A 15,890-nucleotide genomic window follows, 5' to 3' on the forward strand; every position below is an offset into this window, starting at 1 on the left:
ATAAAACCAGATGACGCTGAGCTAATGAACCGGATGATATTGGCCTTCCACGACCGAAATAAGATCGGAGACCCGTTCGACCAGGATCTGCTTTTTGTTATACACTTCCATGGTGTTATCCTGCGGGTCCACGGTGATCATGGTCAATTCCGGGCGGGTATAGAACAATTGCATGAGCATGCGCGCGCTATTGACACATTTCGTCTGATAAACCACCACCACATCGGGCTTCAAATCTTCGACCTGTCGTATTAAAAAGTCAATGCCCAGGTCGCAGGAAAAGCTGAGTACCTCCCAGTCTTTTCTGGCAGTGAGAAAGAAATTCACCGCCCAAGACAAGAGATCATCCTGTCCCCAAACGATGACCTTCCTTGATTTCATTATGGCTTCATCCTCAAAAATGTTGTTCAACGCATCATCATCCATGTTTTATCTACCTCACCATTACAGGATAGCAGGGATCGAAGAATAGCGCTTCTATCTTGGGCGCTTTTAAGGATTAAAAAAATACCATCCTAAGGATGGTATTTTTTTATCGGGGATTAATCCATGGGTTAATCCCTGTTACAGATCGTGGATTTCAGGGAAAAATTCATTATTTCGCTGAAGCAGAGGTAAAAAGCCCCATTTTTCAGTATTCCAAGAAAATGCCCCAGGGATCCAATTTGTAAAGAGGTCTGTCAGGGTTGATTCTGACAGACCTCTCACTAACTCCCCAAAAGATGCGGGGATCCCTCTACTTCTATCCTACGGAACCGTCGTGAACGACCAATACCCTGTGGCAGAATTATTTGCATAGGTATTCCCCAATGCATATACCGCCCGCACATGCCAGTAGTACGTCGTCGATCCACTCAAGCTCAACGTCACATTCCGTACCGATCCAGTGCTCACCCAGCCTCCATCACAGGCATTATTGTTGCTCGTGTCTATGCAGTACTCGTACGAGGTCGCTCCACTACTCGTGCTCCATGTCAGTGTCCGCGTCTTCGCTATTCCCGTTGACCCGTTCGCTGGCGACACCCTCGTGAAGTTACCCGGTGCGGTCGCATACGACCACCACGTGCCGCCATTGGCATTCGTCGTCCCCGCTCCATTGACTGCCTGTACCTGCCAATAGTAGGTCTGGCCATTCACGATCCCGGCTGGCACAGCCGTCAGGTTGGTTCCCACATTGACCCAGGATGTATCACAGGTCGTATTGTTCACTGTATCAACACAGTACTGGTACGATACCGCTCCGCTGCTCGCTGCCCACGTTAGCGCCTGATTTATTGCACGCCCGGTTGTGGCATTCGTTGGACCTGACTTGTTGAACGCAGCAGGCGCAACTGGCACACTAGCCACTGTTGTGAACCTGTACCAAGAATTCACAGCGTTTGCATAATTGAACCCGCCCGCGTACACCGCACGCACCTGCCAATAATAGGTGGTGTTCCCGGACAAGCCGCTCAACGCCGCATTCCTTACCGTTCCTGTGCTGGTCCATATGCCGCTGTCACAGGTGTTGTTATTTGTACTATCTACGCAGTACTGGTACGATGTCGCTCCAGTGCTGGTGCTCCAGGTCAAGGTCGGGGTCTGCGATACGCCTGTCGCGGCATTCGCAGGAGCCACTTTGGTGAAAGCGCCAGAGCGGGTCGAATAAGACCACCAGACACCGCCATTGGCATCCGTCGCTCCGAATGTGTTCACTGCCTGTACCTGCCAATAGTAGGTTTGACCGACGGCAAGCCCGGCCGGTGTGGCACTTCGGGTTGTCCCGGTGTTGACCCAACTCGTTTCACAGGTCGAGTTATTGACAGTGTCAATACAGTATTGATAGGAGACTGCCCCGACGCTGGCTCCCCAGCTGATGACCTGGTTGGTCGCAAGCCCGCTCGACAAGGTTGCCGGCGCCGACTTTACGAATGCAGATGGCCGCTTGTCAACTGTGTAACTCTCACCAGTTGTATAGTTTTGCAGCCCTGCCCCGCCAAGGGGATTATTCACATTATCCAGAATGGTGCCATCGTCAATTACATTCAAACGCAATGTGCCATTGGCTGTACCAGTGTTCACAGTAACGGTGCGGGTGGTACCGCTTCCGGTCAAGCCTGTGATAGAAGCACCGCTGACGGTGGGGTTCAAGTTGAAGTCTGTAGTATCTACGCCTGTCACCACTTCAGAGAAGGTGACAATAAAGCTCACGGAGCCAAGCGCTGTTGGGTTTCCATTCACACGTACACTCGAAACCACCTCTGGTGAAGCATCCACATAGGCGACAGATACGCTGTGGTTGATGGTGGGCATGGTGAACGTATTGCTTGCCGCAGTGCTGGCATCGTTGTCTGTGCCAGTCCAGCCGCTGACCTGGAAGCCCGCAACAGGTACGGCGCCGCTCAGTGTGATATTCTCACCGGGCATGTATTGACCGATCGGGCAGCCAAATGAATTGACTGGAGCCGCTATCGGGTCGCTGCCTGAGCCAGTGTGGCTGATGGTCAACAGTTTACAGAGGGAAACTGGTGAGGGGAAGGTGCCGTCAGTGAACGCAAGCAGTTCAATATTCCAGAGCGTATCAATGCCGTCATTTGCACCACCGCCCCCGCCGCCGCCAATTGCAGCGGTATGATCGACTGTCACGCTGCCATCAAGGTTGGCTGTAATGGTGTAGTCAGAACTGGGTCCGGAGAAGAGCGCGGTATCAATATCGCCCGGGTCGGGGTTGGAGAGGATCTCGCGTACGATAACAATGTTGCCAGCGTCAACAAGACCAGCAAAGACGGCCTGCTGCAGGTTCATACCAGCGGTGCCAGGTCCAAAATTGCCTGAAAGCGCAGCATGTTCCATGAGGTCAGTGCTGCCGATCTCAACGCCCAAATTATCGCGGACACTAAGGCGGACATTAACATACTTGTCGCCATCAATGATGTCATTCGCGCCGCGGCCTTCGAGCAGGTCGCTGCCGGAGCCGCCGAGCAGGATGTTGCCTTCGCCCCAGACATTGCCGGTCAGCATACAGAAGTGTGTGGTGGAGGCGGCAATAATGGGCGCCGGGTCACGGGTAAGCAGGGAGGACGGAATGAGCGAGTCAAACCCGCTGATGCGCGCCACGCCGTCAGCATCCAGCGCATCGCAGCCAATAAAGCCCGCCACACCCGCGCCGGTAACATCGGCCGGAACAAAATCATCGCCGCGTAAAATATCATTCAAATTCCAACCAGAGAGGGCTTCCACTTCATTGAAGCGTTCTATGATCTCATTCACTGGCTGCGGGCCCGGGAGAATGCGGATGCGAAGATCCATATTCTGCGGCTGGGGATCGCCAAGGCCAATGGCCCAGTCCCAACCGGAGGCGCCGGCGTTCTTTTCGAGGCCGGGGCCGGCCACCATGATATCGTCGCCGCCTTCGGCATCGTAGTCATCATCGCCGCCCTGACCGATCATCACATCATGACCTGGCACATTATGGTCATCAAAGAAGAAGGTCGAGCTGTCACCAATCAACAGGTCGAGCATGGGGCCGCCTTGCAGCCAATCGTCGCCAGCGTCACCGACGAGAGCGTCACTTCCATCCCCGCCGAGGCCGAAGTCATTGCCTTCGCCGGCAAGCAATTCGTCGTCGTTTTCGCCGCCATTCATGAAGTCATTGCCGCTGGCACCCATGGCGATATCCAAGCCGGGTCCGGTATCGATCGCATCATTACCGGGTCCGCCTTTGTGAATATCATCGCCATGCGAGTCGGTGATGATGTCGTTGCCTTCTCCGCCGAGGGCAATATCGCCGCCGTCATTGCCTTCGATGATGTCATTGCCTTCGCCGCCCCAGAAGGTATCGTTGTCCACACCGCCCCAAATGCGATCAACAACATTACCGTTTTTACCGTTGTAGACAGCCTGTCCATTGATACCGGCCGGGTCCACGGAGTTGGCGGTGCGGTAACGGATCGTGCCGTTTGCCATACGGATCAAGAGCGCGTTCTCATTGCACTCTGAAAGCGGGTCGTCATTAACCGAGCCGGCAGCGCCAAAGGTCAGGCGTTGTAATTCAAACTTGCAGTCCGCTGTTGCGAACGGGTCCGCCTTTAAGGTGTGCGCGTTGGTATTGCGCATCACCAATTCGGAGAAGGAATTGCCTTCAAGCTGGGTGCGCAGGTTCATGCCCAATGTGCGGGCAAGATAGTAGAGCCGGTCGCCATTTTGCAGATCGGTCAACTGCTTTTCGAACACGTAATTGAAAGTGCTGCCCAACAGACCGCCGAACAAGTTCGTGCGTTCCGCCAGACCGCCCATCCACAGGTCAATATCGTCAACGCCGGTGATGGATGTGGAGCCGGCATTCGCCCACGCGCCGCTGCTGAACATGAAGTCAGCGCTGTCTGCGGGCGGGAAGATATCATCAGCACATTCCGGGGTCGCGGTAACCAGGCCGCAGTCAATACCAAAAGTAAGATCCGGCCCGGGCAAAACTGTGCCGTTCACGATCTGGTCAGCCGCGGTTCGTTTACCTTCAATGCTGGTCTCAACTGTAATTGTGGGATGCTGGCCGTACGCAGCCACAAAGTTAACCAAAGACTCGGGGTGCTTCAATGAAAGTCCAAAATCCACCCAGTCTGTATAAGGCGTCAACTGGCTGTCATTGGTTGCCGCAAATACCTGCTTGCGGAAGTTGTTCAGAGAGGGAACACCTTCACTGCGGGCGCGGGTCATATTGATGGCGGCCAAATCGAGAGGCAGACCCACCAGATGATTGCGAAGCACATCGGTGACGAACTCGTCGATCTCATTACCAACCTGGTCAGACATGCCCATGAAGATGGAGCCAGCCGCTTGCTGTGAATTCAGCGGACCGGCGGTTCCGCCGTCGTAATATTCCGCGGGATTAAGGAACCCGTCAAATAGCGCGATGTCGTTTCTCGAACCGTCCGCGTTAATGCGGGCAATATCCTCGGTCAGCATGGAGTGACCAAAGCGATAGACCGCGTGGGCAAACTCAGCTGTGATGGCCGGATCAACATCCGTTTGATTGAATGCAAATATTGGGAAGGGGGTTGATGCCTGGCTGAACTTTGCGCGCAAATTCTTCGAACACCAAGTGCTGGTATTGCATTTCGGTGATGAAGCGGGCGGCCTGGAAGAGGCGTTCGCCGTTCCACGCCATTTGCGCCAAGCGCGAGCTGCCAATCGGTAATGTTTGTGATACCGCTTGTATCATTAATCAGGATGTTCTCAATGTCATCGACCAGCCGGTCATGCTCAGAGTGGAAGACCTGATGCACAGCGCTTAAGGCGATATTTTCGTTACAACGGCCATCGCCGCAAATGAAGTGCAGGTCGAGCAGTTCATCATCATAGGAACCCGCGGGGACAGGGGTGTCCAAGCTTCCGCCGGCAACGCCATCGGCATCGGGTCCGCCAGCTGTGGGGGCGGCGCTATGAGCGATGTCATTCAAGAAGGCGGTATTGATAAAGAACGCATCTGCCGGGATAAGCACCGGGCTGGCGGTATCACCTTCAACCAGACCACTGGCGGTCACATACTGCGGCAGACCACGCGCAGGACCTGGGATGAAATTGCCATAAGGATCGGAGGCGATCATCGGGATGTTACCAACGTTCGAGTCCACGAGCTGAAGCCCGAGCAAGGTCGCAGCCTGATTCTTGATCATGGCCCAATTGGCCAGACCGCCATCCGCCGAACTGAGGAACTTGCCTGTTGAAACAGGATTGCCCGCAGTGTTATTAATATATTCGCGCAGAAGGATCTGATGTGAAGAGTGAGATGTATAGGTCTGACTCTGGTCAATAAAGGGCGTATCGGTGTTGGGGGAATTACGGAAACCATCCTCGCCAGTCACAATGGAGCCGCGCGTCAAAACCATGAAACGCAGGTTCGCCGGCAGGTCATCCGCATTGCCAAAAATATGGTCATCGCCGGCAACCAGGGGGTCATCCGACTTAAGCGGGATGAATACAACGCCATTACCACCATTGGTGATCTTGTCCAAACCGTGATCAAAGAACTGACCAAAGATCGTGAACAGACCATTGAATGGGGGGGAGAGGCCAACGTCCGTGGTCACGTTCGGGATAAACAAGGTTTCATATTGCGGCACACAACCAAGAGGAGAGGGTCCGCCTGGTTCCGACGGTTGAATTGTACAAGGAACGACACCCTCATTGCCCTGGGATCTAACAGGGAAACCCGCTGCCGAAACAGCAGCCGGATTAGCGGAAGTCTGATCCACGATCAGGTTGCTGACCATGCGGGGCTCGGAATCGACAACCGAACCGGATGTTTGCGCGTATGAGGTCTGTCCGGGAGGACCGACTGGTCCAATACCGGGGACATTGGAATCCTCCGCCGCTCCGAATTCAGGAGTAGCCAGGCGCGGGAAGGTCTGATCAGCCGCGCCAAAGGCAGCCTGACCGGGCTGGAGGTTATTACACATACCATCCACTGTGCGGAGGCCAAAAGCGAGCAGAGGACTCGCGATCTGATCCTCGCCTAAACCGATCATGGATTGGCAGTAGACTGGATCCGTTGAAGGATTCGGATTCGCGGGCACACCCGGCTCGATGCCTGCCAGCACACGGGAGTGCCGTTCAGCGATCTTGATCTGTTTAAGAATGAAAGCCAGGTCTGAGGGTGTGATCGTGAAACCCTGCCCGACTACATTGGCGGCGGAAACCTGGGCAGTGCCCACACCGACGCTGGACATGAGGATGGACAACATCACCATGACGAACATGGATGTGCGTAATCCTGTTTTGATCTTTCCGTACGAGACACGGAATATGCGATTAAAGATTCTTGTTTTCATTTTTTATCCTTTTTTATCTGAAAGACAGTTTGGGTAGATTGAAATAATTAAGGAATTCATTATTTTTTTATGGGCAGACTCCTTTTTCTGAAATTGAATTGACCTTATATTTAAAAAATTAATAACAACATAAACCGACAGGCCTTATTTTGGACAATTCATGTCTTGTTTGAGATATGTTATCTGCAAACCCCCATACGCAATACGGGCAAAGGGAGTAACTCCCCGCCCAACTTTGGTCTTTTAGTTATCAGACCTTGGTCGGAAGGCCTGGTCAAGCCCTAACATTCTTGATCAGAATTTATTCATTACGTCTCTGTGCTCATGAAGTCTTACTAAAAAATAAGAGGTCTGTCAGGGTTGATTCTGACAGACCTCTCACTAACTCCCCAAAAGATGCGGGGATCCCTCTACTTCTATCCTATGGAACCGTCGTGAACGACCAATACCCTGTGGCAGAATTATTTGCATAGGTATTCCCCAATGCATATACCGCGCGCACATGCCAGTAGTACGTCGTCGATCCGCTCAAACTCAGCGTCACATTCCGTACCAATCCAGTGCTCACCCAGCCACCATCACAGGCATTGTTGTTGCTCGTGTCTATGCAGTACTCGTATGAAGTCGCTCCACTACTCGTGCTCCATGTCAGCATCCGCGTCTTCGCTATTCCCGTTGACCCGTTCGCAGGCGACACCCTCGTGAAGTTACCCGGTACGGTTGAATACGACCACCACGTGCCGCCATTCGCATCCGTTGTTCCCACTCCATTGACTGCCTGTACCTGCCAATAGTAGGTCTGTCCATTCACGATCCCAGCTGGCACAGCCGTCAGGTTGGTCCCCACGTTGACCCAGGACGTATCACAGGTCGTATTGTTCACTGTATCAACACAGTACTGGTACGATACCGCTCCGTTGCTCGCTGCCCACGTTAGCGCCTGATTTACAGCACGCCCTGTTGTCGCATTCGTTGGACCTGACTTGTTGAACGCAGCAGGCACAACTGGCACGCTAGTCACTGTTGTGAACCTATACCAGGAATTTACAGCATTTGCATAATTGAACCCGCCCGCGTACACTGCCCGCACCTGCCAATAATAGGTGGTGTTTCCAGACAAGCCGCTCAACGCCGCGTTCCTTACCGTTCCTGTGCTGGTCCACGTGCCGCTGTCACAGGTGTTGTTATTCGTGCTATCTACGCAGTACTGGTACGATGTCGCTCCAGTGCTGGCGCTCCAGGTCAAGGTCGGGGTCAGCGATACGCCTGTCGCGGCATTCGCAGGAGCCGATTTGGTAAAAGCGCCAGAGCGGGTCGAATAAGACCACCAGACACCGCCATTGGCATCCGTCGCTCCGAATGTGTTCACTGCCTGTACCTGCCAATAGTAGGTTTGACCGACGGCAAGCCCGGGCCAAGGTGGCACTTCGGGTTGTCCGTGTTGACCCAACTCGTTTCACAGGTCGAGTTATTGACAGTGTCAATACAGTATTGATAGGAGACTGCCCCGACGCTGGCTCCCCAGCTGATGACCTGGTTGGTCGCAAGCCCGCTCGACAAGGTTGCCGGCGCCGACTTTACGAATGCAGATGGCCGCTTGTCAACTGTGTAACTCTCACCAGTTGTATAGTTACCGTTACCGACATTTGTCCCACCCAACGGATTACCACCCGAGTCAAGAATGCTATCATCATCCGTTACGTCCAAACGCAGTGTACCGCTGCCTGTGCCGGTATCCACAGTAACAGTGCGGGTGGTACCGCTTCCGGTTACGCTGGTGACCGAGGCGCCGATTACGGTGGGATCCAAGTTGAAGTCCAATTCATCAACACCATTCACCACTTCAGAGAAGGTGACAATAAAGCTGACCGAGCCAAGCGCTGTTGGGTCAGCGTTAAGGCGGGTACTCGAGACTACAGTTGGCGGTGTTGTGTCCAGATAAGTGAACTTATCAGCCGCACTCGCAGTGCTGGATTGACCAGCGACAGTTACGATCACATCCACAATACCGACAGAAGCGGGTGGAGTTTCGGCGGAACAAAGTGTGAGGCTGCTGCAAGATACATTTGTAGCGGCATCGCCGCCGAATGTAATCGTGGTTGCCCCGGGTGTTATATCAAAATTTGTACCGGAGATCGCAACGACTGTGCCGCCATTTGTGGAGCCGGAGTTGGGGGTAATTCCGGTCACTGAAGGTGCAGGGGACACATAAGTGAATCTATCATTGCTATTGACAGCGCTGACCTGCCCATAAACATTCACAGTCACATCAACCATACCCGTTCCAGCCGGGCTGGTGGCGACACATCTTGTAGTGCTGCTGCAGGAAACATTCGTCGCGGCATTCGCACCAAACTTAATGACCGTGCCAGTCGTGCTGAAATTGAATCCATTGATGGTGACCGCTGTACCGCCGGCAACCGGTCCAGTGGACGGGCTGATGCTGGTCACGCTCGGGGGCGGAGTCTGAATAAGACACCTCGTTCCCGCCACCCCGCCCGTGGAACATGTGTTGGGCAATACCCTGAAGATGCCCCACATGCCGGCCTGGGTAAATGGGCGGCGAATATCGCCGTAGAAGTAGTCACCCGGCGCTTGCGATACGCCGCCGGCGCCACCGGACACTTTAATATCGATCTTTTCCCATGGACCGACCGCGCGACTCTGCCACTGACTCGAGTTGTAGATGTACATATCGCCGGGCCAGGACATACCGCCCAAGTTGAAGACATGCAACTGCTCACTGCCTGGCGCGCCAAGAACATGCACCTTGACCGGGTCGCCGGCATAAGCCTTCAAGATGGGGGTGGTTGGGTCTCCATTCACTAACGAGCTGAACATATCCGCGTTATCAACACGGCCCAGGACCTGACGATAGTTGATCAGCGCAGGTCCGCTCACATCTTCCGGATAAGGCATCTCATTCTGGCCAATGACCGGGTCCTGATCTGCCAGGATGAGGGTAAAGTCGCGGTAGGGAGGCTGACCGGGCACGAAGACGTCAACTAGCGCGCCCTTATCCGTCAGGAAGCCGTTGGAATTCTTAAAGGTGGCGCCGGCCGGAGCGACAACCATGGCGCCATACAGGCCGTCAAAACCGGAATTATCGCCGCCAAAATCAGAGATCATGACACTTTCAAGTTTATGCGTATCGGCATAATAAGTGTAGGTGCGGGTTTGTCCCGGGGCAATGGTTTGATCGGAGTTAAAGCCAATGTTAATACCGCTGGAATTCATATCCCGCAGTAAGCCGCCAAGGTGGAATGATGCCCTGGCTGTGGCGCGTTGATTGGTAAGGGTTACGTTCACGCACTCCCCGGCAGCCACATGCAGGACCAGAGGTTCAGGGAACTTGGTCTTGTTCAACACAGCAGCGACGTCGGTTGTTGGGACAAAGGCAGCCAAGCGACCCTTGTCACCGCCGCCAGCCGCCGTGCTGGGCAAATCAACCGCGCTGATATTAAAGTTATGGACCGGCGCACCAATGGGGCAGATCGCTTTTGGAGCGGGAATACTGCCAAGACCTGGTAATGGCTGGAGGTTCCCCACCGCGCTGGGTAGCACGCGGAGAATGCCCCATGCTCCGCTCTGAAAGCGGCGGTTCTCCCCGTCATGATAGATGTAATCGCCGGGAATATGATTCGGTCCGCCTGCGCCGCCTTCCAGAACCAATGTGTATTTTTCAGACACAGTCGAATGGATTGCATCGATCGGGCTGGAAGAGATACCCAGGGCATTGGTAAAGCGCGGCTCCCAGAAGGTACGATGTCCTTCAATTCGCAAGACATTGGTGCCCTGCCCAACATTGATATTTCGGATCACAACCGGGTCGCCGGCGTAGGCGCGGAATATCGGCGTGAACGGATCTCCCTGCGGACTATTGGAACTAAACCTTAAGGCTGGGTCGAGACTGCGATCCGCCCAGGGCTCGGCGCGCAGGTTAAGAGTTGCCTCAACAGGTGTGTGATCGTTGATCGTCCACAGCACGAACTCACGGAAACTGCCGTCAATCACGCCCGGGATCAAAGGATTATTTGTATGAATATCCGCGATCGCGCCAGATTTGATCTGCTCACCAGTGACTGGATCATGGTACGTGGAGCCTTCAGGCTCGATCACCAACTGTCCAACCATGCCGTGACTCCAGCCATGAACACCGTTGACATGGTCGTGGAAGAATACATTATCGAGTTCGACATCCGGAAACCAGCGATATTGAACGAACTCTGTGCCAGCCCATTCATTAATGGAATGAGAATTATTAACCGGCTGACTAATTGTCACGGTTGAGGCCAGCGTATTGATCGAAGTGATCTGACGGATCTCAATCCCATCCGTGCCCAGACCTATACCGATCCAAACACCGGGCTGGAACTTGGTCACATTGGTTAGCGCCAAAACAGTATCACCAGGATTTACCGCAGCGGTCAACTGGGGGTCAACAATCTTATACGGGCGGACGGACTGCTCAAACGAAAAACCCGAGATCACACCATCAGACCCTTGCGTGTCAAACTGGACATGATGGATATGAATGTTGGATTTGGAGAACGGAACTTCATTGCCGCCATCGGTGAGCTCGCTTACATAGGTTACCGCAAGACAGTCGCCGATATTCCCGCGAATGGCAAGCAATTCACGCAGGTCCATATCCGCATACATGTTATCTTTATCTTCAGCCAGAGCAAAGAGAGCCCCGCCCAAGTCAGTTTGGCCGGCCTTGGTGATCTGGATCGGCACTCCTATTCCGACAATGTTAAAGGTTTGCAACGCCGCGCCGACCGGACAGATCGCATCAGAGCGATTCGCCCACGGATCAATGGGTTCTGTACTGGTCGAGCCAAACGGGATGACAGGTACGGGAGCTGCATTCCCGGACTCACCAAGATATGGCGCTCCAGAGTGACCGTTCGGAGAGAAAGGCGGGCGTTTGCCAATGTGCGGACGCAGGAGCGGGAAGGCGGGACGTCCCGTTTCCGGATTGAACAGGATCTTTGGCCTGTTGCCAATATAACCGCCGCTATTAAAGTCAACTCCATTCATGGATATCTGCTGATCAACGATCAAGGCAGAGGGACGGCCGGGCACGACATTGGCATAATCCGGCCAGGGGTCACCCAGCAGTGGTCCGCTTGGAATGGTATATAAACTATCCGGTTCGCCAAGATACAGCCCGGTCCCGGGATCAACCGTCCAATCCCAGACGGAGGCGTCATGATCGGCCGTATCTCCCGTAAGAACATTAATATCCTTGGTCACACCCTGTGTCGGGAGCTGCGGGCGGATCCAGGCATCGAGATTTTGAGCATTGATCGTTTGACCGTTAATGGTCCTGCCGATCAGGCCTGAAGAATCAACAGCCACAGGCATCGGAGTTCGGTCAGGTAATGGCATAAGGTCAGGCTGCAGGGTATCGAACACGCGCCAGTAGCCCCACATCCCGCCAAAATAGTGATGGGCAATATGGCAGTGGAAGAGGAATTCGCCTGCGCCTAATTGTCCGCCGCCCGCGCCGTTTTCGATCTCCAGATTGAACGCTTCGCCGGGTCCCATGGATTGCGAATCAAGCCGCGCCGATTGAGATTCGATATCAACCGGCCACTTATTGATGCCTGTATGACCATAATCATAAGCAGGGTCTGCCAGAGGATTGAAACGCCAGCGGACACTGCCGCCATGCAGATGGAACACATGGAATACTTCGCTGCCGCCATGTACCAGGCGGATCTTGGTCGGGTCGCCCAAATATCCACGCGGGATGACGTTGGTCGTATCGCCAAAAGTATAGGAACCATACACGACAGATTTTTGTTCGGGAGCATACTCAAGACGATCCATGAAAGGTTCGGAGCGATAGTTGATGGCGCGGGAACCAGGACGGTAGGCATGTGTAAGAGGATCAATGACCGGCAGCGTCGCGCCAGTAATATCGACCGGGACGTTGGTTTCATTTTCATTGCCGATCTCGTGATAGACCTGAACATTCTCACGGAAGGCTGCCCTGCCGTTCCCCGGAATAATGTCCGCTTCCCAACCGGATAGCTGAGGCTGCCCGGTGGTCGGGTTGAGATAGATGGAACCGGGCGGTTCTACATTTAATGTGCCGAATAATCCGTGCGCTACAGCCTGGCGATTGCCGGGTCCTGGATGAATATAGTGCGCTCCCTCGAGGGTGGGGTCATTGGGAATCCAATAGGTATAGGTGATGGTTCCGCCATTTGCAACAGCCGACGAAGGGTTGTTGCCGATGGCATCGCCTGAAGAGTCAGTCTGAAAAGCCAGACCATCAATGTGCATGCCATATATATTGGTCGTGGTTGCAGAACCGACCGCGGCGCTGGCATTATTGGTGAAATTAATGACCACACAATCACCCATATTGGCGCGGATCGCCAGCGGCTGAATCGGGTCATCACGCAAGCCGATCGAAAGTCCATTTGGTCCCAAAGCTTCCTGGGCACGCACCGCAGGGATGACGCTGTCGAGCACATACATGTGCGCGTTCGGATCGTGAACTCCAAAACGATCAAGCCACATGGTGACATCAATTGCCGAGACATCGAAGGTTTTTACTGGAGCACTCCCGGGACAGGTGCCTGGACCGGCAGCGAAAACCGAAGCGCCATTTGCCAACCCGAGAAGTGACGGGATCATAATAACAGCAAGGCTGAGAGAGGTGAATTGACGCCCCAACTTTGCGTATGGAACCTGCCATGGCAGAGGCTGCATGGGCTGAACTGTCCACAGGCTGCCTTTTAAAAGAAAATAAACGAATGCAGCAAGCGCAAGATTTATGGGCAATGAAAGCAACGATTGGTATCCCCAATGACCGAGCTGGGATAATTCCCTGCCGCCGATCTGATGATGCGTACCCGACCAGATATTTAAGATCGTGTCGCTCAGGCCTAAAGCAACACTGCCGATCAAAGCCACCAATGAGATAACAAGCGCGCTTCCCAATAATTTGGAAGCAGTTTCGTCATAATGATCAAGCAACAGCCGGGAAGTACGCAGCGCGATAACAACAGCCAAAATGACCAGAGGCAGGTTCATACCCGCAGACTGCAGCCAGCCGGCACCGCTTGCGGCATTGAATATGGTTAACCATAAATTTCCGCCAAAAACAATGATGATGGAAAATATAACAACAGCGGAAGGAAGAATTCTGGCATTTTTTATGGAAGCGGAAGCCGGCACCTTGATAGTTTTCACTTCCAGATTGGTCTCAAATATTTTTTCGATCTCGCTCGAAGTGAGGATCATCAAAACCGTGATCCCCATAGCGGCGGCAAACAGGCTGACGCCATCTTTCAGCATTACATAAAAACGGGCAACTTGAAAATCTGAAAAATTGCGGAACAATGAATCCACTATTTGAAAGCTGGTGGAGTTAATGGTTCGGCAAATGCTGACCTCAAGCGCGAAATCATTTCCAAGGCCGGTCCGCAGGCTGGGATTGCTTTCGATCATAACCATAGCCAGTGCGGACAAAACGCCCACAAACACAACCGAGAGCGAGGTTTGTGCCAGCGGCGGCATCCTGCCGTTGGACAACCTGCCCAACCATTGCGCGGCGGCAGTGCCGATCAAGACCGCCAACAAGACTGGAAGCAGGACAATAACGGAGTCACGCAGCCATGACAGCATGGGTTCAGAGCCCATCATTCCATAGCTGTGCCCGATCCGATGCCATACGTTAAGCCACAAAACGCCACCGTAGGCGATCAAAAAAGCGAGTAGAAATTTTTTGGAAGTAGAATTAATTTTCATATTTTCTCCAACAAGTCATCAAAAAAAATAATTTAACCCGATCGATCAATGTACGTCTTTCATTTCTTCTTCAGATACAACGTCCACGCCGCCCAGATCTATCTGTACGATCTGCTCGCTTTTAGGGTCCAGATATTGCAGGGTGTAGCTTGCGCCATCGCGCGGCACAACAAAACTCAAAGTGACATGAATATTCGAGCGCGGCCTCAATTCACCGCTACGAATGGTTGCGCCGGAGAGCAGGATCGCATCCTTGCTTTGGGGAGAAACTAAACGAAACTGGTCATCTGGTGCGATGGTCACTGGAGCGGTACTCCGATTGATCAACGCCACGGTGAGCTGGATCTGGACACTATCAGCCATTACCAGGTTTTGGATACCATGGGTCACGCCAGCCAGATCTTCGGAGGTCAGACCGATCAGGTCGTCTGCCGCCGAAACGATGATCGTTCCAAAGCTGGTAGACGCGGGCTGATTGATGGAATAAATCTCACTAAAGGCTGAAGTCTCAGTGGTCAAGGATTGGTAACCCAACACAACTCCCAATCCGGCCAGGACAATAATCGAACCTATCAATAAGCCCAACGGCTGGAATTTGCGAACCGGGCCATCTTTTTGAGCAGGCAGATGGGTTTTATCGCTTGCAAAAACTGTTTTACTTATATTCATTGTGAAGTCCTTTTATGAAAAAAAAAAAAATAGAAACAACCAAATCAGCACACCCTTTACTTATTCAATTCCATTCATTACAAAGACCAGCAACGCAGCGATCCCGGTATTGACCAGCGCGGCCAAGGAACCATCCTTCAACATATCAGCGACCAGCGCAGCGCCTTCTTCAAGATGAGCTCCAAAAATGTAAGCATGGACCGGGATGCCTAATGCAAAAGCCGCACCGCTAAACACCCCCACACAAACAATAATCAAGGTCAATCGAGCGCGACGAGTCAATCGTCCGTTTGTACGCTGAATCAACCATCGTGAAAAAGCCACAGCCATCAGAACGCCGAAAAAAATAAAGATCAAGGCCAACGTTGAGTCACGCAGCCAATGCAGAATGGGCGCCAGCTGATGGGATTCGCGCACACCCTCCAGTTCGTGCTGGACATTGACCCACAATCCACCGCCATATGAAATTGCGATGACAAGGGCAATTATTTTGGAAAAGCTGATCGTCAGGCTGGGCGTAAACTCGCCCGCCGTATTCAAATTTAATTCATAACTTTTTGTCATGGTTTGGCCTCAATTCAACAAGGGTCGGAATCTCAAAGATTATATTAATTGAGAATGCATCTCCCCATAACGGGCATTGGT

At 53.1% G+C, this 15,890-nt stretch carries 7 protein-coding genes; all 7 read right to left on the reverse strand.

Translation table 11 applies throughout. The annotated features are described in order from the left end of the window. Positions 1-21: 21 nt before the first annotated feature. Positions 22-426: a hypothetical protein gene (locus IPL17_RS02565; protein WP_345305511.1), complete on the reverse strand. Its 405-nt coding sequence runs from the start codon at positions 424-426 to the stop codon at positions 22-24. A gap of 321 nt (positions 427-747) precedes the next feature. Further along, positions 748-5,022, reverse strand: coding sequence for a peroxidase family protein (locus tag IPL17_RS02570; protein ID WP_345305589.1), 4,275 nt, complete (start codon positions 5,020-5,022; stop codon positions 748-750). Beyond that, a complete protein-coding gene (locus IPL17_RS02575) occupies positions 4,935-6,806 on the reverse strand; it encodes a hypothetical protein (RefSeq protein WP_345305512.1) in 1,872 nt (623 codons plus the stop codon). Before IPL17_RS02575 ends, IPL17_RS02570 begins: the two co-directional genes overlap by 88 nt. A 421-nt stretch (positions 6,807-7,227) precedes the next feature. Next, entirely contained in the window at positions 7,228-8,232 is a 1,005-nt protein-coding gene (locus IPL17_RS02580; protein ID WP_345305513.1) for a hypothetical protein, read from the reverse strand. Continuing rightward, positions 8,172-14,576 (reverse strand): IPT/TIG domain-containing protein, encoded by a 6,405-nt coding sequence (locus tag IPL17_RS02585; protein ID WP_345305514.1) that lies wholly within the window; start codon positions 14,574-14,576, stop codon positions 8,172-8,174. Before IPL17_RS02585 ends, IPL17_RS02580 begins: the two co-directional genes overlap by 61 nt. Positions 14,577-14,621: 45 nt before the next feature. Continuing rightward, positions 14,622-15,245: a hypothetical protein gene (locus IPL17_RS02590; RefSeq protein WP_345305515.1), complete on the reverse strand. Its 624-nt coding sequence runs from the start codon at positions 15,243-15,245 to the stop codon at positions 14,622-14,624. Between the two features lie 60 nt (positions 15,246-15,305). Beyond that, the gene (locus tag IPL17_RS02595) at positions 15,306-15,809 is read right to left on the reverse strand and encodes a hypothetical protein (RefSeq protein WP_345305516.1); all 504 of its coding nucleotides are present in this window, start codon (positions 15,807-15,809) and stop codon (positions 15,306-15,308) included. Positions 15,810-15,890 lie beyond the last annotated feature (81 nt).

Source organism: Candidatus Villigracilis saccharophilus, from assembly GCF_016711665.1.